Source organism: Enterococcus sp. 12F9_DIV0723, from assembly GCF_002174375.1.
In the GTDB taxonomy this organism is placed as follows: Bacteria; Bacillota; Bacilli; order Lactobacillales; family Enterococcaceae; genus Enterococcus_A; species Enterococcus_A gilvus.
Genome location: NZ_NIBK01000001.1, coordinates 1997679 through 2015994 on the forward strand (window position 1 = coordinate 1997679; position 18316 = coordinate 2015994).

General features: G+C 43.8%; 17 protein-coding genes and 1 other RNA gene. 7 read left to right on the forward strand and 11 right to left on the reverse strand.

Translation table 11 applies throughout. The features are described from left to right. Window positions 1–62 precede the first annotated feature (62 nt). Entirely contained in the window at window positions 63–1406 is a 1344-nt protein-coding gene (gene gdhA, locus A5868_RS09415) for an NADP-specific glutamate dehydrogenase (RefSeq protein ID WP_086303665.1), read from the reverse strand. A gap of 151 nt (window positions 1407–1557) precedes the next feature. On the opposite strand from gdhA, the gene A5868_RS09420 reads away from it, so the two are divergent. Then, a complete protein-coding gene (locus A5868_RS09420) occupies window positions 1558–2814 on the forward strand; it encodes an NAD(P)/FAD-dependent oxidoreductase (RefSeq protein WP_086303664.1) in 1257 nt (418 codons plus the stop codon). Here the strand turns inward: A5868_RS09420 and ybaK are convergent. Beyond that, on the reverse strand, window positions 2811–3296 hold the full coding sequence (ybaK, locus tag A5868_RS09425; RefSeq protein ID WP_086303663.1) for a Cys-tRNA(Pro) deacylase: 486 nt from the start codon (window positions 3294–3296) through the stop codon (window positions 2811–2813). The two genes, A5868_RS09420 and ybaK, sit on opposite strands and share 4 nt — an antisense overlap. Before the next feature lie 130 nt (window positions 3297–3426). Here ybaK and A5868_RS09430 point away from each other — a divergent pair, with 130 nt between their 5' ends. Next, a complete protein-coding gene (locus tag A5868_RS09430) occupies window positions 3427–4464 on the forward strand; it encodes a tagatose 1,6-diphosphate aldolase (RefSeq protein ID WP_086303662.1) in 1038 nt (345 codons plus the stop codon). Between the two features lie 131 nt (window positions 4465–4595). On the opposite strand, the gene aroD is transcribed toward A5868_RS09430, so the two are convergent. Together aroD and A5868_RS09440 are read right to left on the reverse strand one after the other, a co-directional pair. Further along, on the reverse strand, window positions 4596–5345 hold the full coding sequence (gene aroD / locus A5868_RS09435) for a type I 3-dehydroquinate dehydratase (protein ID WP_086303661.1): 750 nt from the start codon (window positions 5343–5345) through the stop codon (window positions 4596–4598). A gap of 113 nt (window positions 5346–5458) precedes the next feature. Further along, window positions 5459–6631, reverse strand: a complete 1173-nt coding sequence (locus A5868_RS09440; protein ID WP_390888196.1) for a class I SAM-dependent rRNA methyltransferase — start codon at window positions 6629–6631, stop codon at window positions 5459–5461. Between the two features lie 175 nt (window positions 6632–6806). On the opposite strand from A5868_RS09440, the gene A5868_RS09445 reads away from it, so the two are divergent. The 3 genes from A5868_RS09445 (at window position 6807) to A5868_RS09455 (ending at window position 11277) form a co-directional block, all read left to right on the forward strand. Then, window positions 6807–8921 carry an LTA synthase family protein gene (locus A5868_RS09445; RefSeq protein WP_086303659.1) on the forward strand — a complete coding sequence of 705 codons (2115 nt, stop codon included), beginning with the start codon at window positions 6807–6809 and terminating at the stop codon, window positions 8919–8921. 125 nt (window positions 8922–9046) lie between these two features. Next, window positions 9047–9703: a hypothetical protein gene (locus A5868_RS09450; protein WP_086303658.1), complete on the forward strand. Its 657-nt coding sequence runs from the start codon at window positions 9047–9049 to the stop codon at window positions 9701–9703. A 134-nt stretch (window positions 9704–9837) separates the two neighbouring features. Continuing rightward, window positions 9838–11277 (forward strand): NCS2 family permease, encoded by a 1440-nt coding sequence (locus A5868_RS09455; protein ID WP_086303657.1) that lies wholly within the window; start codon window positions 9838–9840, stop codon window positions 11275–11277. Window positions 11278–11315: 38 nt separating this feature from the next. Here the strand turns inward: A5868_RS09455 and A5868_RS09460 are convergent, their stop codons facing one another. From A5868_RS09460 to A5868_RS19010, 3 genes are read right to left on the reverse strand one after another with little or no spacing between them, the layout of a single operon-like run. After that, the gene (locus A5868_RS09460) at window positions 11316–12806 is read right to left on the reverse strand and encodes a sensor histidine kinase (protein ID WP_086303656.1); all 1491 of its coding nucleotides are present in this window, start codon (window positions 12804–12806) and stop codon (window positions 11316–11318) included. Then, window positions 12803–13525, reverse strand: a complete 723-nt coding sequence (locus A5868_RS09465) for a response regulator transcription factor (RefSeq protein WP_010780528.1) — start codon at window positions 13523–13525, stop codon at window positions 12803–12805. Before A5868_RS09465 ends, A5868_RS09460 begins: the two co-directional genes overlap by 4 nt. A gap of 3 nt (window positions 13526–13528) precedes the next feature. After that, entirely contained in the window at window positions 13529–13732 is a 204-nt protein-coding gene (locus A5868_RS19010; RefSeq protein ID WP_086303655.1) for a hypothetical protein, read from the reverse strand. Between the two features lie 3 nt (window positions 13733–13735). Between A5868_RS19010 and ssrA the strand changes: the two genes are divergently transcribed. Next, window positions 13736–14102: a transfer-messenger RNA gene (gene ssrA, locus A5868_RS09475) on the forward strand. 167 nt (window positions 14103–14269) lie between these two features. On the opposite strand, the gene A5868_RS09480 is transcribed toward ssrA, so the two are convergent. Next, a complete protein-coding gene (locus A5868_RS09480; RefSeq protein WP_086303654.1) occupies window positions 14270–14470 on the reverse strand; it encodes a hypothetical protein in 201 nt (66 codons plus the stop codon). 327 nt (window positions 14471–14797) lie between these two features. Between A5868_RS09480 and A5868_RS09485 the strand changes: the two genes are divergently transcribed. Beyond that, the gene (locus A5868_RS09485) at window positions 14798–15004 is read left to right on the forward strand and encodes a DUF378 domain-containing protein (RefSeq protein WP_010780526.1); all 207 of its coding nucleotides are present in this window, start codon (window positions 14798–14800) and stop codon (window positions 15002–15004) included. Window positions 15005–15192: 188 nt separating this feature from the next. On the opposite strand, the gene A5868_RS09490 is transcribed toward A5868_RS09485, so the two are convergent. The 3 genes from A5868_RS09490 to A5868_RS09500 are packed head-to-tail and all read right to left on the reverse strand — an operon-like array spanning window position 15193 to window position 18269. Continuing rightward, complete coding sequence (locus A5868_RS09490; protein ID WP_086303653.1) at window positions 15193–16026, reverse strand: energy-coupling factor transporter transmembrane component T family protein; 834 nt, start codon at window positions 16024–16026, stop codon at window positions 15193–15195. Beyond that, window positions 16013–17701, reverse strand: coding sequence for an ABC transporter ATP-binding protein (locus tag A5868_RS09495; protein ID WP_086303652.1), 1689 nt, complete (start codon window positions 17699–17701; stop codon window positions 16013–16015). Before A5868_RS09495 ends, A5868_RS09490 begins: the two co-directional genes overlap by 14 nt. Window positions 17702–17717: 16 nt before the next feature. Beyond that, window positions 17718–18269, reverse strand: coding sequence for an ECF-type riboflavin transporter substrate-binding protein (locus A5868_RS09500; RefSeq protein WP_010780523.1), 552 nt, complete (start codon window positions 18267–18269; stop codon window positions 17718–17720). Between the last annotated feature and the right edge of the window lie 47 nt (window positions 18270–18316).

Here is an 18316-nt window from a genome sequence, read left to right on the forward strand (position 1 = left end):
GTTCATAACAATCTATACTTTACGTTTCTTTTGACTATTTTTCAAGCGTAAACCATTAAATATTAGACAGTTCCTTGCGCCAACATCGCAGCAGCGACTTTCTCAAAACCAGCTATATTTGCCCCCGCTGCAAAATTATCTTTATCAGCATATTTTGCTGCGGTATCGCGGCACGTTTCATAAATATTTTTCATGATGTCGTCTAATTTTCCGTCGACCTCATCTTTGGTCCAAGCCAAACGTTGCGAGTTTTGGCTCATTTCTAGAGCAGATACTGCTACGCCCCCAGCATTCGCTGCTTTTCCTGGTCCGTAAAGCACGCCATTTTCATGATACAATTTCACTGCACCGTTCGTACTAGGCATATTCGCGCCTTCAGCGACCACTTTCACACCATTTTTCACTAAGATCTCCGCTTTTTCATCATCGATCTCATTTTGTGTCGCACATGGCAGCGCGATGTCTGCTTCTGTTTCAAATGCCCAAACAGAACCTTCATGGTATTCCGCATTTGGACGCTCTTTTGCATATTCAGTCAAACGCTCACGACGCACTTCCTTGATGTCTTTCAATAAGGCCACGTCAATGCCGTCTTTATCATAGATATAGCCATTCGAGTCTGAACACGTGATCGCCGTTGCACCTAATTCCTGTGCCTTTTCAATCGCATAGATCGCCACGTTCCCGCTTCCTGAAACAAGGACCTTTTTGCCCTCGAAAGAATCGTTGCGGTCTTCCAATAGATGCTTCACAAAGTAAACGGCCCCGTAGCCTGTCGCTTCCGTCCGTCCAAGGCTGCCATTAAAGCCTAAAGGTTTACCCGTCAGCACGCCCATGTCGTATTCACGCAGACGCTTGTATTGACCGAACAAATAACCGATCTCGCGTCCGCCGACACCGATGTCCCCTGCTGGTACGTCCAGATTTGGTCCGATATGCTTCGACAATTCCGTCATGAAGCTTTGACAATAGCGCATCACTTCTGAATCAGATTTTCCTTTTGGATCAAAATCCGATCCGCCTTTACCGCCGCCGATCGGCAAGCCAGTCAAACTATTTTTAAAGATTTGTTCAAAACCTAAGAATTTTAAAATACTTAAGTTTACGCTTGGGTGGAAACGCAGACCACCCTTATATGGGCCGATCGCTGAGTTAAATTGGACACGGTAGCCGCGATTGACTTGCCAATTTCCTTCATCGTCTTGCCAAGGCACACGAAATTGGACCATACGTTCCGGCTCCAGTATCATGCCTAAAATATTTTTCTCTACATATTCTGGATGCTCTTCAAGAAACGGGATCACCGTTGGTAAAAATTCTTCCACCGCTTGTAAAAATTCTTCCTGATTCGGATCTTTTGCCTCTAAGTTTTTCTGAACCTGTTCAACATATTCTTTTACTTCCATCAAATTCCTCCTCACAGTTAATACTCATAGTTTACATCATTTTTTAATAAAAGTGGAAAGAAATTCATGATACACTGCAAGTTGAATGTCAATCGTTCGGATTTAAAGTAAGATAGAAACTATAAATTTACAGATAAATGAGGATAACTAAATGAGTAAAAAATTCGATGTCATCGTGATCGGCGGCGGCCCTTCTGGGATGATGGCCGCAATCACTGCCGCAATGAATGGGGCTCAGGTGGCTCTTTTTGAGAAGAATAAACGACTTGGAAAAAAATTATTGATGACGGGCGGCGGACGCTGCAACGTGACCAATAATCGATCCGTGGATGATTTGATCGTCCATATTCCCGGTAACGGGCGCTTTTTATATAGTACGTTTTCGCAATTCGACAACCAAGACGTCATGCGTTTCTTCAGTGAACGCGGGGTCGCTTTGAAAGAAGAGGATCACGGGCGTATCTTCCCTGTCTCGGACAAATCTGCCACCATCGTCAATACATTAAAAGAAGAGCTGGAAACATTAAACGTCTCCCTGCACTTTAAAGAACCCGTTGAAAAAATCATCAGTGACGGTGCTGCCATTCAGGGTGTCCGTACTTCAGAAGGCGATTACTCCGCTAAAAGCGTGATCATTACGACGGGAGGCATCACATATCCTTCCACCGGCTCACAAGGCGACGGCTATCGCTTTGCTAAGAGTGTCGGGCATCATGTCACGCCGCTATACCCGACTGAGTCTCCGATCTTTCTGACGGATACTTTCGTCGAAGAAAAAACGCTGCAAGGTCTTTCACTGCAAGACGTTCGGCTCTCTGTGCTCGACGCTAAAAACAAGCGCGTGACCAGCCATGAGATGGATCTGCTCTTTACGCATTTCGGTGTCTCAGGCCCCGCCGCTCTACGCTGCTCCAGCTTTGTGAACCAATTATTGCGCACACAAGAAACAGCAGCCTTAACACTTGATTGTTTCCCTGAAACCTCTGCCTCTGACTTAATGGCGGACATTCGCGAACGCGCCGTATCCTCTACGAAACACTTAAAAAATGCCTTATCCGGCTTTTTACCAGAGCGCTTGCTGCTCTTCTTCTTAGAACAGGTCGGGATCAGCGAACAAACGTATGCGCAAACATCAAAAGAGGATATAGAGACCTTTGTTTCTTATTGTAAGAACTGGACGATGACCGCCAACAAGACGTTCGGCTTGGAAAAATCCTTCGTGACCGGCGGTGGCGTTGAGCTAAAAGAGGTCAATCCAAAGGAATTAGCCAGCAAAAAAATCCCCGGTCTGTATTTTGCCGGGGAAGTGCTAGATGTCAATGGGTATACAGGCGGGTATAACATTACGACGGCTTTTTGTACCGGCTATGTGGCAGGTACAAATGCTGCCTATCACGCATTTGGTTAATGTGTCAGTTCAGTAAATTGTCCTCGCGTCAGCTCCACGATGGCGTCGGGGGCAATTTCCATTTGCAGCCCTCTGCGCCCCGCAGAGATGGCGATCGCCTCAAAATTTTCCGCTGAAGCGTCCACAAAAGTTGGAAACAGCTTCTTCATCCCGATCGGTGAACAGCCGCCGCGAATGTACCCTGTCGTTGCCTCCAGATCCCTCAGATGAAGCATCTCTACTTTTTTGTTGCCGCTGGCCTTCGCAATTTTTTTCAAGTCCAATTCATGATCGCTGGGAATGACCGCCACGACAGGACCTGTTTTGTTTCCAACAGCCACCAGTGTTTTAAAGATGCGCGCAGGAGCGATCGCGACCTGTTCAGAGACATGCCCTGCCCCTAAGTCATCCTCGCTCCATGCGTATTCATGTTCCTTATAAGCAATTTTCTTTTGCTCCACTAAACGAATCGCATTGGTCTTTTGAATTTTCTTCTTAGCCAAATCAATCCCTCACTTCATTTGTTTTCTAAAGTCTAGCAAAAAAGCGAAAATGAGACAAATCGGTCGTTTTGTTTGGTCTTTTTTCTTAAAAGTTCTACACTGAATTTGTACGAGAAAGGATGTAGTCATCATGAAAAGAATTTCAAGAGGAAAGTTTGAGAAGATGCAACAATTGTCAAATGATCAAGGTGTCATTGCGGCCTTAGCGATCGATCAACGAGGCTCTATGAAAAAGATGATGCAAACGGCTGTCGGTGAAGACAAGTTCTCAATGGATCAAGTTTACGAATTCAAAGAGCTCGTCTCGCAAGAATTGACGAAACACGTTAGCGCGATCCTGCTAGACGAACAATATGGCTTCAAGGGCATCCAAGCAAAAGACCCAAGCTGCGGATTGATTCTGTCTTATGAAAAAACCGGCTACGATGCCAATACCCCCGGTCGTCTCCCAGAATTGTTGCCAAACGAATCGTTGGATCGCTTATTAGAAAAAGGCGCGGATGCAGCGAAGGTTCTCGTCTATTATGATCCAGACGAACCAAAAGAAATTTTGGACATCAAGCACGCTTTCTTAGAACGTTTAGGGACAGAAGCCCTTGCGGCAGACATTCCTGTATTCGTTGAACCGATCGTCTACGATACGAAAATCACTGACGATCACTCCCCTGAATTCGCAGAGATCAAACCACAAAAGGTGATCGACACCATTAAAGAATTCACGAAGGATAAATACCATATCGATGTCTTAAAAGTAGAAGTTCCCGTTCTCTTCAAGTATGTCGAAGGCTTTAATAAAGACAATGATCCTGTCGTTTACACACAAGAAGAGGCGGCCGCCTACTTCAAAGAAGCGGGAGAAGCAGCGACACGACCTTTTATCTATTTAAGCGCGGGTGTGCCTGCGGACGTTTTCCGTGAAGAACTGACTTTCGCTGGCGAGCATGGCGCAAATTACTGCGGCATCCTCGGAGGTCGTGCAACTTGGCGCGACGGTGTTCAAGTATATGCTGATGGCGGCAAAGATGCTTTGATCGATTGGCTGGATACGCAAGGCCGTGAAAATATCAATGAATTAAATGATATCTTAAGCAAATATGCTAAGCCTTGGTATGAAATTTACGGTGGTCTAGACAAAATTGAGGTTTTTGACATTGATGTCATGAAGTAACCACGAAGTAGCAAGTGTAAAGTTTTTTCAGGAAATTCTTTACAAAAAGAAAGCGAATCGCTCGTTGACTATCCAAATCGATAGTTTCGCAGCGATCCGCTTTCTTTTTGATTTTGTTCAATGAGTAAACATTATCTCAGTACGTCGATCATCAAAGCCAATTTCTCTACCTCGATCTGTGCATCAGGAGAAGGATGGTTTTCTAAACAGCCGTAAGTCATGCAAGACCCGTCTAATGATCCGCTGACCTGCGAAAACTTGCCCAATCGTCCCAACGAGACCGATACCACTGGCAGTGAAACGAAGGTCTGGGCCTTCATGACGATCTCCATCTGACGTAGAACATCCGCTTCATTTTGCGGTTGGACCACTACTTTTGCGATGTCCGCACCCCAATGCTCCATCAAATTCAAACGGAACAGGATCACTGCGTCTTCTGGCGTTTCTTCAAAATTGTAATAACTTAAGATGACCCGCACATCCAATGCCTGCATCCATTTAATGAAGGTCGTAGACAATTGGTCGATGATCGATACTTCTACATCCGTTAAATCGATCGCGCGTGAAGATACCGCGAACTCGTTGACATGGCGATACTGATTGAGAGTAATGTCGATCTCTCCGCCAGATTCTGCCATTCTCAAATTGAAGATCAAGGGAATGTTCCTGATCTCGTCCCGTAAAGCCAACAGCGTAGAGTTCAGCTTGTCGTCGTCCAACACGTCTTCATAATAATCAGCGCGCCATTCGATCACTTCAGCGATCTTCTTCGCTTCATTCGCTTGTTCGATGATTTCCTCGAAAGTCTTTCCAACAATCGGCACGCAGATTTTAGGTTTTCCTGCATCAAAGCGCACCTCTCTTACTTGAATATCCATCATAAGCATCCCATCCCGCTTTCCAATTTTTTTATTCGTAAAGTCCCTTTGTCAGTTTCTTCTTTATGACATTTTTTTCTGATCTCAGCTTCACGAACAACCATCGGGCGCGTTCGCTACGCCTTGCTTATTTGATAAAACAATACCTTTAAATAATCGCTCTCTTCGAAGTTGCCGCTAGGAAAATCAGCCGGCAGCCGGTGCGTTTCTACTAATTGATACGCGACCTTTTTGTTCTTCAGAGCCGTTTCGATCGACTGCTTAAACTTTTTGATCGGTAAATTCGCCGCATTGGTGGAAGCGATGATCATTCCTTCATCTGAGAGAATGTCCACGCTGTCTTCGATCAACCGTCCGTAATCCTTCGCAACAGAAAATGTTTTTTTCTTATTCCGAGCAAAGCTTGGCGGATCCAAGATAATCAAATTATAACGTAAGTTGTTTCTTAATGCATAGCGGAAATAATCAAAAGTGTCCATTACTCTAATTTTCTGTTGTTCTAACGGCAGTCCGTTTACTTCGAATTGTTCCTGCGTTTTTGGCAAACTCCGCTGCGCCAAGTCAACACTGGTCGTTTCAAGCGCGCCGCCATACGCTGCCGCTACAGAAAAGGCCCCCGTATAGCTGAACATATTCAAGACCCTTTGTCCTGCTGCTAGACCCTCCGTCAAACGCCCGCGCACGTCTTTTTGATCCAAGAAGATTCCAGTCATATAGCCTTCATCTAAGTATACGGCATATGAAACGCCATTTTCCACTACTAATAACGGTTCCTCCGGTTTTTCTCCCGCCAGCCAGCGACTCTCCTTCAATTCGCTCTTGAAGCGGATTTTTTCAACGACGCCCTTTGCATGAGGATACGCCTCCAGCAAGCTGTCAACGATCAGCTTTTGAAAATGATAGATGGTTTCGTTGTACCAAGAGATCACCAAATAGTCCGCATAGTAATCCACGGTGACACCGCCAAAGCCGTCCCCTTCGCCATTAAATAAACGAAATGCGTTCGTTCCTTCATCTGAAAAAAAAGCTTGCCGCATTTGAATGGCTTGAAGAAAGACTTCCTTTATAAAAGAGCGATCGATGGGCCGTCTCGTTTGGTCAAGGACCCAGCCAATCCCTTTGTTTTGTTTTCCCAAGTATCCGGTAGCAACGTAGGCTTGCTTATGATCAACAAACTCGACCCACTCTAAAGGAAGCTCCTTTGGTTTCTTTGCTAAATCTTCCTCTTTGATTAATGGATTGCCTTGTCGAATTCGTTTGATTCCATAGTTTGTTACTTCAATTTTCACTCTCATCCCTGCTTTCTTATCTAGTATAGCAAAAAAAATTTGTATTTTTCGCTTATAAAGTTTTCTTTAAGCATCATTGCTCTCTTTTTAATATGAATTGACTGGGTTGATGGAAGCGAGTAAACTGTTAACAAGTGAACATTCCGCTTTTTTTGCGGCAGAAAGGAAGTTACTATTGAAAAAACTAAAAGCTCCTGCATTTTTGAATAAACGTCTCGGCTTTTATGCGTTACTGACATTCTTATTATGGGCGAAAAGTATTTTTGCATACTTATTTGAATTCAATTTAGGGATCGAAAGTCTGACACAGTATTTCATCCTTTTTATTAATCCGATCGCATCGACAATGTTTCTACTGTCGATCGCTTTATATGTTCGACGTTCGAAAGCATCCTATTTAACGATGATGATCATTTACGCACTGGCAAGTATTTTGTTGTTTGCTAACGTCGTATATTATCGTGAATTTACCGACTTCATCACCGTCAACACCTTTTTAGGCGCTGGGAAAGTTGCCAGCGGTCTAGGTGAAAGCGCGGTTCGACTCTTTCGTCCGTTTGATCTTTTATACCTGATCGATATCGTGATTTTACCGATTCTATTGTGGCGTAAAAAGATCAAAGAAGAAGAACGTCCTGTTCGTGCACGAATGGCCTTCGCAATGACGGCTCTTTCGATCATGATCTTCTCAGGAAATCTTTTCTTAGCCGAAGCAGATCGTCCAGAATTACTGACTCGTACCTTCTCTCGCGACTATTTGATCAAATATCTTGGTGTTAATGCCTTCACTGTTTATGACGGTATCCAAACGTATAAGACCAACCAAGTCCGCGCCGAAGCAAGTCCGAATGACTTAAAAGAAGTTGAGAATTATGTGAAAGAACATCATGCGGCACCGAATAGCGAGTATTTTGGACTTGCTAAAGGACGCAACGTGATCACGATCCACTTAGAAAGCCTGCAGCAATTTGTGATCGACTACAAATTGAAGGATGAAAACGGACAAGAACATGAAGTCACACCGTTCTTGAACAGTATTTTCCATAGCAACAGCACGTTTGCCTTTGACAATTTCTTCCACCAAGTAAAAGCCGGAAAAACCTCCGATGCTGAGACCTTGATGGAAAATTCATTGTTTGGGCTGAACCAAGGCTCGCTGTTCTCGCAATTAGGCGGTAAAAACACCTTCCAAGCAGCTCCAGATATCTTGAAGCAGACAGAAGGCTATACGAGTGCGGCATTCCATGGGAACTCAGGAAGCTTCTGGAACCGTTCAGAAACGTATAAAAATCTCGGCTACGACTATTTCTTTGATTCTTCTTACTATGATGTGAATGACGAAAATTCATTCCAATATGGCTTGCATGACAAACCCTTCTTCCAACAATCTGTGAAGTACTTGGAACGTCTGCAACAGCCATTTTACTCAAAATTTATCGCCGTATCGAACCACTATCCATACAGTGAATTCAAGAATGACGAAGCTGGATTCCCTATGGCAAACACGAGCGATGAAACAATCAACGGCTACTTTGCCACAGCGAACTATTTAGATAAAGCTGTCGAAGAATTCTTCAATTATCTAAAAGCTTCTGGTTTGTATGATAATTCGATCATTGTTATGTACGGCGACCACTACGGGATCTCGAATTCAAGAAATCCTGATCTGGCACCGTTACTAGGCAAGTCTAAAGAAACGTGGTCAAACTTTGACAACGCACAAATGCAGCGTGTGCCTTATATGGTTCACATTCCTGGTCAAGAAAAAGGCGGCATCAACCATACCTATGGTGGTGAAGTCGATGCCTTGCCAACGTTGCTTCATCTGTTAGGAACAGACACGAGCAAATACATCCAGCTAGGACAAGATTTGTTGTCTAAAGACAACAGCCAAATCGTTGCCTTCCGTGATGGGGATTATGTGACACCGAACTACACGTACTACAGCGGAAACTTGTATGACAATAAAAACGGCATGCCGATCTCTGAACCTAGCGAGATCCTTCAAAGACAAGCTGACGGTTGGAAAGAAGCTGTCTCCAAGCAATTGCATACGTCAGACAATATCAACAATGGCGACCTGCTCCGCTTCTATTCAGCTAGTGGTTTGAAACCAATCGATGCCTCTCAATTTGATTACAAAGACGGATTGAATAAGATGGAAAAAATCGAAAATAAACTAGGTGACAAATCAACCAGCATCTTTGATCAGCACGGAAAGAAATCCACACAGGATCTTTACAAAACCGAGACATACAAGCAATACCAAGAACAAACTCCACAACAATAAGTTGAATTCGGACCCCCTTCACCTAGATGTGAAGGGGGTTCTTTTATCTGCACGTATTTCTTCCGATAGAATTCATACTTCTTTCAAATTAGGATTTTATACTTATTCTTAAGAGGTGGCATTCTATGGAACTTATTTCAACGACACTTTCAACAATTAAACGGCATCGTCTGCAATTTTCACTTTCTTGGGTGATCTGTCTGGTCGCTCTCTTTGTGCTGACGAGCTTCAGTATGTTGAAATTGGTCTTGTATCAATTAGATTCCTCCAATCAAATTCAATTATTTACAACAAAAGAAATTGATCAATTGCAGCGGTATTTTTCTGACCGCCTGCTGATCAGTGGGCTTATTCTTTTTGTACTCTTGCTGGCCTTCTTTGGCTACAGAGTACACCAACAAAAAAAAGAGCCCCTTCCGAAAAAGAAGATATTCTATGCGATTGGCTTGGAATTCTTCATCGGTTTGATGATCGCTACGATTTGTCTCGTTTTGCTGTTTACTCTTTTTGAACCACTTTACCAAATGATTCTGCAATCGTTCTACCATCAGGCGTTAAACCAGATGAAAGAATTGCCCAACTTTGTGTTAAGCAATGGGACGAGCGGCATTGCCTATTCGATCCGTTCCTCTCTTTCGTTTGAATTGTCTTCTACGACATTGCTGGATTTATTCTTCGTCTCGCTTTTCAAAGCTGTTTCTTATATCTTTCTCTCTCTTTGCGTATTGATCCTCTCCTTCTATCTGATAAATACTTCCTTCAAAAAGGCGAATGTCCGTTAAACACGAACATTCGCCTTTAAATTTGTTCTTTACTAAAAGTTATGATTGAAAGTCGATCGTTCCTTCATTATACTAAAAAAGTATTCGGTTTTTGCCGATATAATGAACTTATTCTTAAGGAGCGTTTAATTATAATGGAGAAATTCTTTAAATTGAAAGAGCACGGTACCAACATTTCCACTGAAGTAATGGCAGGAATCACTACATTCTTTGCCATGAGTTATATTTTATTCGTGAATCCGACCATCTTGTCTGCTTCAGGGATGCCTTTCCAAGCAGTATTTTTGGCAACGATCATCGCTTCGGTCATCGGCACGTTAGTCATGGGACTATTTGCCAATGTTCCTTACGCACAAGCACCCGGTATGGGATTGAATGCGTTCTTCACCTATACCGTCGTTTTCGGACTAGGTTATTCGTGGCAACAAGCGTTAGCAATGGTGTTTATCTGCGGGATCATTAATATTTTGATCACTGTTACAAAGATTCGTAAACTGATCATCCATGCGATTCCAGAAAGTATGCAGCACGCAATCGGCGGTGGGATCGGGATCTTTGTCGCTTATGTGGGGATTAAAAATGCGGGACTTCTTTCCTTTAGTGCTGATTCTTCTGCTATTACCAGCAGTGTTGTTGAAGGCGGCAAAGCGACCAATGTTGCTATCAACAGCGGAATCGTTCCTGCGTTAGCAAACTTCAACAATGCACCGATCTTGTTAGCCGTGATCGGCTTGGTGCTGACAACTATTTTAGTCGTAAAAAACGTTCGTGGCGCGATCTTGATTGGGATCGTGGTCACGACCTTATTAGGAATTCCTATGGGTGTGGTTCAATTAGGCGCAATTGATTGGCACGCCAATTCATTAGGCAGCTCGATCCAAGAATTAGGGACGACCTTTGGTGCCGCTTTTGGTTCTGAAGGTATGGGTTCTCTGTTTTCAAATTCTGCAAAATTACCGCAAGTGTTAATGACGATCTTGGCCTTCAGTCTTTCTGATACTTTCGATACGATCGGGACCTTCATCGGTACGGGCCGTCGGACAGGAATCTTCTCAAAAGAAGACGAAAACGCACTTGAAAATGACTCTCGCGGCTTTAAAACAAAAATGGACAAAGCCTTATTCGCAGATGCGATCGCAACATCTATCGGTGCGATTTTTGGAACATCAAACACGACAACGTATGTTGAATCGGCTGCCGGGATCGGTGCTGGCGGACGGACGGGTCTGACGTCGATCGTCGTTGCACTTCTCTTTGCCCTAAGCAGCTTGTTCTCACCACTGATCGCCGTAGTTCCGGCGCAAGCAACTGCTCCTGCATTGATCTTGGTCGGTGTCATGATGCTGGCTTCTTTCGCTGATATCAACTGGTTAGACTTAGAAGAAGCGGTTCCTGCTTTCTTTGCCAGTGTCTTTATGGGTTTATGCTACAGCATCTCTTACGGGATCGCTGCCGGCTTCATTTTCTACACCATCGTTAAAGTGATCAAAGGAAAAACAAAAGAAATTTCGCCTATTCTTTGGGTCGTAGATATTTTATTCATCATGAACTTTATCATCTTAGCTATTCTGTAGAGAAACATCCCTACAAACAAAAAAAGAATCGTCTCCCATTAAGCGGGTGACGATTCTTTTTTCTCTTCATTTTGATCCGTGTCCTCAGGTTTATCTGGAAAGACCACCGTAAACGTCGTCCCCTTGTCCAAAGCACTCACCACTTCGATCGTTCCATTGTGGAGGCGAACAAGCTCTTGTACGATGGATAATCCTAACCCCGATTCCCCGTATTTTGTATTTTTCCGTGACGGATCGGCTTTGTAATAACGATCCCAAATATTTTTCACCTGGTCCTCCGTCATTCCGATCCCGGTATCTGCAATACTGATCTCTGTCGCCTTTTCCAGCTTCTTGATGGCCACAGTGATCGTTCCATTCGTGGTAAACTGGATCGCATTTTGGATCAGATTTACCAGCACCTGAACAAACCGATCATAATCTGCATACACATCGATCGGCGTATCCGCCTGTAAGATCAATTCATCTCCCGAAGCCTCCGCTTTCCCATGCAATTGAGAAACCAGTGTAGAGACGGCCTCCGTCGCGTTGAATTTCTGCAACACAACACTGATCTGGTTGGTGCGTATTTTTTCATAGTCCAGATTTTCATTGACCAATCGGATCAGTCGAGACGTTTCGTTTTGCATCAGTTTGATGGCCTTCTCTTTCTGGTTCTCAGGAATCGCATTGTATTGCAATCCTTCCAATAACCCATTGATCGTCGTCAACGGGGTGCGCATCTCATGAGACGCATCCGCCATGAATTGCTTCCGACGTTCTTCCTGACGTTCGATTTCCTCCTGTGACGCCTTTAAAGAGACCGTCATTTGATTGAAATCATCCGCCAAGTCATCAAACTCATCGCGATTTCGGTTCGGAACGATCACGTCAAAGTTTCCTGATGCCACTTCTTTTGTTGCCGAGCGCATCCGATTGATCCGCTTCACCTGCTGCGTGGCAAAGAAATAACTAACTATGATGGCAATGATCGAGGCGATGATAAACGCCTTGAACAAATCGGTCACGATCGAGTTGACACTCGACTCGACATTCATCGCCGGCTGACTCACCAGTAGAACACCGAAAAATTCACCGTTTGTAAAAAACGGCACCATGGCATAGGACGTTGTTTGATTCTGCCCCATGACATTTTTTGAACTCGTCTCTTTCTGCTGCTGCCCGACCTTCAATGCCTTCCATTGTTCGTCACTTACCAGATGCTGATTGACTTTCCCCGATTTCTCAGGGTATTGCACGTTCCGATCCTTATCGATAAAAACAAAGGAAACATCCTGTTGATTAAGACTTGATTCAGTCACGCCGATCGCAAATTGGAAGATTTCATTGCTGGACATGCCTTCAAAACGAATGTCTCGACTCAAAGAATTGTTATTCTTCTCCATCGATTCCGCATAGCCCAGCAATTCCTTGTAGTTATTGTCCTCCAGCGTCTTGCGAGTGAACTGCGTAAACGACAGCCCCAGCGTCAGCAAAATCAATAGGATCAACCCGCCAAAAGCCAGCAATTGTTGGTAAAGGTATTTCATCGACCAACCTCGGTGTCATCAAATTTGTAGCCTACGCCCCAAACAGTTTGGATGACTTGTGCACCGACCTTCTCAATTTTTTGACGCAATTTCTTGATATGCGCATCCACTGTACGCTCGTCACCAAAGTACTGATAATCCCAAACCAGCTCAAGCAATTGTTCACGGGTAAATACTTGCCGCGGCTTTTTCGCCATCGTATACAGTAAGTCGAATTCTTTCGGTGTCAGCCCTTCAATCGGCTGATCATCTAAATACGCTTCCCGAGTTTTTAAATTCATTTTGAAATGATCCGTCTGGATATCAAAGCTGTCGCTTGATGTCGCGGACTCTTTTTGCGGCTCTGACGTCAATTCACTGCGACGGTGCAACGCCTTGATTCGTGCAATCAATGTCAGCGGTGAGAACGGCTTCGTGACATAGTCGTCCGCGCCCATTTCCAATCCAATGACTTGATCACTTTCAGAATCTCTTGCTGTCAGCATGATGATCGGCACTGTTTTAGAAACTTTACGGATCTCACGACCGACTTCCATGCCGTCCATCCCTGGTAAATTCAGATCAAGCGTGATCATATCCCATTTTTCAGGGTCCGCTTTAAAGGTATCTAGCCCTTCTTTTCCGTCGTATTTAAATTCTGCTTCCCAACCTTCGTTCAAAAAAAACATCTGCATCATCTCAGAAACGGACTCGTTGTCTTCGATCATTAAAATATTCATACATTAACCCCCTGATATCGTCTGATTCTCATTATAAGTATACTCTATTTCATTTTTTTCAACCATTACCTTACCCGTATCTTCATTAACAATTTGTTTTTTCTTCAATTTTTTCACAGGAATCTGAAAAATTCCTTTTGAATCATTTACATCTTTGCATTTTTTATAACGGGATGGTATACTTTCTCTTGCAGTAAAATTATTCATAAAGGGGACGTTACGGATTCGACAGGCATAGTTTGAGCCTGAATTGCGCTTCGTAGGTTACGTCTACGTAAAAACGTTACAGTTAAATATAACTGCTAAAAACAACAATAACTCTTACGCTTTAGCTGCCTAAAAACAGTTAGCGTAGATCCTCTCGGTATCGCCCATGTGCTCGAGTAAGGGTCCTATTCTAAGTGGGATACGTATCAACTTTCCGTCTGTAAGTTGATAAAGAGCCTATCAGACTAGCAATGTCCGCGGCCTGTCATGCGGCAGAGGGCAAAGTGAAATTTAAATAGTATGACTATGAGCGTAGATTTTTAGGTGTCGATGTGTTTGGACGCGGGTTCGACTCCCGCCGTCTCCATTAAAGAGTTCGATCCATTTCAAAACGATTCAGATCCTTTGCTACTCGGGATCAGATCGTTTTTTATTTTGGATTATTTACGAAACAAGAGCCAAACAACGGCTAGGTCGTTCGGCTCTTGTATGAGGTCTCTTTACTTTAAACACGCCTTCGTTGCTCTTTCTAATACGTTATTCTTCAACTTCCTGCAGCACCTCTTGTTCTAGTTCTACGAAGAAAAATTGCAGCTGATGGGGAGAAACATACACAATCAATCGTTCTTTGGAGACATCTGTTGCGGTTGCTGGATAGACTTGCTCCGTTTCAGGGTTCCCGCGAAATAGCTCCTTTAAAGCAACCTCCAAACCAGCATTGATAAATGGATTCAGCATTTTCGTCGCTCCCTTTCATTCGTATCTTTTCTTACCCCCATTATACCCGCGAAGACAGCCGAACATTTCATTTCTTAAAAAAAGTACGTTTTATTAAATAAAAGATTTTTTCTTTCTCGTGACCTCATAAAAAACAGCAGCGCCTCCACCCTTTTTTTGCTATGAATGAGAAAAAAACCTTTTATGCTAAGGGACAACAGCAGTCTCTCATAACTTTTCTGCGGTTTTTTGTCTTATAAAATAAAAAAATTTCTATTATGAGCATATGAATATGGCGCTTCTAGTAACTGTGGTACTGTTGAACCAATCAGAAGGGAGGGTTTACAGATGAAATATCTAGATATTATCGCGCTTATATTGTTGATTGTCGGTGGCATTAATTGGTTATTAGTAGGTCTTTTTGAATATGATTTAGTTGCAGCAATATCTGGTGGAAGCACAGCGATCCTTGCTAAAATTATTTACATCGTGGTCGGACTATGTGCGCTTTACTGTTTAAAATTTATCCCTGGAATTGCGAATCGCACTGAATAAATCCGTTGGTCTTTTGTTGAACAACTAAGATCATGAACAATAGATAACAAAAGAAGCTCTCGGCTTGCAGGCCAAGAGCTTTTTTTGTGTGCTAAAAAATTACTCAATAATCAGTGAAATCAGCTTATAGGAAACTATCTGCTTGTACTTTTTGTAGCCTTTCAATAAAGCTTCGAGTACTTCTTCTTTTAGCGAAACGGATTATAAAACCGTCCTCCATTGACTACTAATAATAAAATACCCGCTGAACAGAGCAGAAGCACGAGGAACAAGGCGATGTAGTCCTTGCGCTTCAATGGCTTAGCCAATAGCCAGGTTCGTCCCTTTTTCTTTCCGAAGCGTCGAAGCTCCATCGCAGAAGAAATCGTCTCGATTCGTTCCAGACTTGAAAAAATCAATGGAATCGCGATCGTCAAATTCCCTCGGACACGTTTCATCAATGACGCTTTCTTGGAAAGTTCGTTTCCTCGAGCCTGTTGCGCTTTTGAGATCGTTCGGAAATCTTCTTGGATGTCTGGAATGTAGCGTAACGCCAAGGAAAAAGCATATGCGATCTTGTAAGAACCGCCCACCCGATGAATGCTGGAAGCCAACTCACTAGGGTTTGTGGTCAAAATGAATATCAGACCCGGCGGAATCGTTACAAAATATTTTATCAGCAAATTGAATTCATAAAACAATTGTTCTTGCGTGAGCGTGTACCTGCCAATGCCATCAAAAATCACGTGGCGCGTTCCGTAGATCGTTACCCCATATTCCGGCGCGAACAGATAAACGGTCAACAAATTCAAGATGGAGAAGAACGCGATGAATTTCACGACGAATGAGATCTCTCGATAACTGATTTTTGCTGTTCTGAATAGAATGACGGAAAAGACCGCCAATACAATTAAAAATCGCGTGTCATAGGAAATCATTCCTACCACTGAGATCATCAAGAAGCACAGCAATTTCGTAAAGCCGCTCAGTTGGTGGATCGGTGTATGTTTCGGCAAATAGCCGATTAGATTACTGTCCGCCATAAGGTCCCTCCTCATGTTGGATAAATGCCGACACGAACCCTGTGGCATCCGGCAACTGATTATTTTCAGCCAAACGATACAGGCTCGTCTCGCGCAAACTGGCAGAAGCCACTAAATCCGCCGAAGACAATACCTTTGCAGGTGTTTCGTCTGCGAGAATCTGCCCTTCTTTCAAAACAAGGGTTCTTTCAGTGTGCTCCAGCATCAAATGCATATCGTGAGTGATCATCAGAATAGTGATCCCTCGTTGATTTAATTTGCGCAAAAACAGCATCATTTCATTGTAATGGTAATAATCTTGCCCCGCTGTAGGTTCATCGAGAATCAGCAATTCAGGCTCCAGCACTAAAATTGCGGCGATTGCCACACGTCGTTTTTGTCCGTGGCTCAAGGCTGAGACCGGCCAATTGCGAAATTCATAAAGTCCGCAGACCTTTAATGTATCAAAGACTTTTTCTTGGATACGCTCGGGGTCAACCCCACGATTTTCCAGCCCCAAAGCGACTTCTTCAAAAATCATGTTCTTAGACAGCATTTGATTGCTGTTTTGCAGAACGTAGCCGATTTTATCCGCCCGCTCTTTGATACTCTCCTTCGCGATCGACTCGCCCTTCCAAAGCAATTCCCCCGTCTGCAATGGGTAGAATCCTGTGATCAAATTAGACAATGTGGATTTTCCAGCCCCGTTGTGTCCGACTAAGCTGACCATCTCTCCCTCGTAAAGTGTAACATCGATCATTTTGATGACCGGCTCCTGCCCGAAACCAAAAGAAACCTGCTTTAATGACAGCAGCGGCTGCTCTTTTTGCGAAGCTTCCTTGAATGTTCCCCGTGATCGTGCTAAAGCCGCGGAGATTTCCGGTGAGACCAATTGATCCACTTGTGTTAAATCTGGAATATCCGCAAGCGAGATCCCCGCTCGTTTTAACGCTGTGATATACAAAGGTTCGCGGATGCCATAGGCTGCCAGAAGATCGCTCTTCAACAAATCGGTCGGTGTCATATCCGCAATGATCGTCCCCTCATCCATCAAAATCACTCGATCAATGGGCGCGGCCAATACTTCTTCTAGCCGATGCTCAATAATGATCGTAGTAAACTTTTGCGATTGGTACAATTGATCGATCATTTGGATCGCCTCATACCCAGTCTGAGGATCGAGATTGGCTAAAGGTTCATCAAACAGCAGGATCGGCGTTTCATCAATCAGAACCCCCGCCATCGTTACGCGCTGCTTCTGTCCACCAGAAAGATCCTGCGGTCGTTTTTCCAACTGTGTCGCCAGATCGGTTTTTTCAGCCCAATAATTAACGGCCTTTCGCATATCTACTTGTTCTACCATCTCATTCTCCAAAGAAAACGCGATGTCTTCTGCGACGGTCAGACCGACAAACTGACTATCGGTATCTTGCAATACTGTTCCCACATCTAACGAAAGGTCATAGATCGACGCCTCACTGAAGGTCTTACCGTTGATCGTCAAACTTCCAGTGAAGCTCCCCTTCTCATTCTGCGGAATGATCCCATTCAAGCATTTTCCTAACGTTGATTTCCCAGAACCGCTTGGCCCCATGATCAACACTTTTTCCCCTTGTTCGATGGTCAGATTGATAGTTTTCAATGTCGGCTCTGCTTGGCTATCATATTGAAATGTAAACTCACGAAACTCGATCATTCTATGCCCTCACGTTCTAGGCTTCTTTATTCAGACTGCCTTTTTTCGTTTTCGTCTGTGCGTAAGCCTTCAATAAAATAAATCCGATGATCCCTGTAACTACGGAGTTCGTGATTCCCGCTACGACGCCTTGAGTAAAGACCTTGCTCGGTGCTTCCGCGTAGATCAGAATATCTCCGATCGGTGCAATGATGATCCAGGTGATCAAATTAGCGATCGTTTCTCCGATTAAAAATGTCGTGACTTGCTTCTTGCCAAATATTCCTTGTTCGATCGGGATACGCTTCGCAAGCAGACCGAAGAAAACGCCAAGGACTCCTGAGGCTACGATCCAAGACCACCAAGCACCGTAAGTGGTCAAATCACCCAATGCGTGTCCGATAAAGCCAGCCAGACCAGCTACGACCGGACCATATACGACACCCAACAAAGCCAAAAATGGGTATGCTGTTGCAATGTCTGTATTTGGAATACCTGTTGGAATCGTCACGAAACGCTTCAAAATAAAGAAGACTGCTGCACCAATACCAATCGCGACAATGTGTTTTACTGTAAATTTATTATTCATTTGTCCTACTCCTTTTTGTTACTCTCATTTTTTTCTTCTATTAAACT

Coding starts and splice junctions, on each gene's coding strand:
- A5868_RS09490 (WP_086303653.1), bottom strand. CDS start 16,026: ATGGCGGACAGTAATCTAATCGGCTATTTGCCGAAACATACACCGATC.
- A5868_RS19010 (WP_086303655.1), bottom strand. CDS start 13,732: ATGAATAATTTTACTGCAAGAGAAAGTATACCATCCCGTTATAAAAAA.
- A5868_RS09500 (WP_010780523.1), bottom strand. CDS start 18,269: ATGAATAATAAATTTACAGTAAAACACATTGTCGCGATTGGTATTGGT.
- A5868_RS09485 (WP_010780526.1), top strand. CDS start 14,798: ATGAAATATCTAGATATTATCGCGCTTATATTGTTGATTGTCGGTGGC.
- aroD (WP_086303661.1), bottom strand. CDS start 5,345: ATGATGGATATTCAAGTAAGAGAGGTGCGCTTTGATGCAGGAAAACCT.
- A5868_RS09480 (WP_086303654.1), bottom strand. CDS start 14,470: ATGCTGAATCCATTTATCAATGCTGGTTTGGAGGTTGCTTTAAAGGAG.
- A5868_RS09455 (WP_086303657.1), top strand. CDS start 9,838: ATGGAGAAATTCTTTAAATTGAAAGAGCACGGTACCAACATTTCCACT.
- A5868_RS09495 (WP_086303652.1), bottom strand. CDS start 17,701: ATGATCGAGTTTCGTGAGTTTACATTTCAATATGATAGCCAAGCAGAG.
- gdhA (WP_086303665.1), bottom strand. CDS start 1,406: ATGGAAGTAAAAGAATATGTTGAACAGGTTCAGAAAAACTTAGAGGCA.
- A5868_RS09450 (WP_086303658.1), top strand. CDS start 9,047: ATGGAACTTATTTCAACGACACTTTCAACAATTAAACGGCATCGTCTG.
- A5868_RS09460 (WP_086303656.1), bottom strand. CDS start 12,806: ATGAAATACCTTTACCAACAATTGCTGGCTTTTGGCGGGTTGATCCTA.
- A5868_RS09430 (WP_086303662.1), top strand. CDS start 3,427: ATGAAAAGAATTTCAAGAGGAAAGTTTGAGAAGATGCAACAATTGTCA.
- A5868_RS09465 (WP_010780528.1), bottom strand. CDS start 13,525: ATGAATATTTTAATGATCGAAGACAACGAGTCCGTTTCTGAGATGATG.
- A5868_RS09420 (WP_086303664.1), top strand. CDS start 1,558: ATGAGTAAAAAATTCGATGTCATCGTGATCGGCGGCGGCCCTTCTGGG.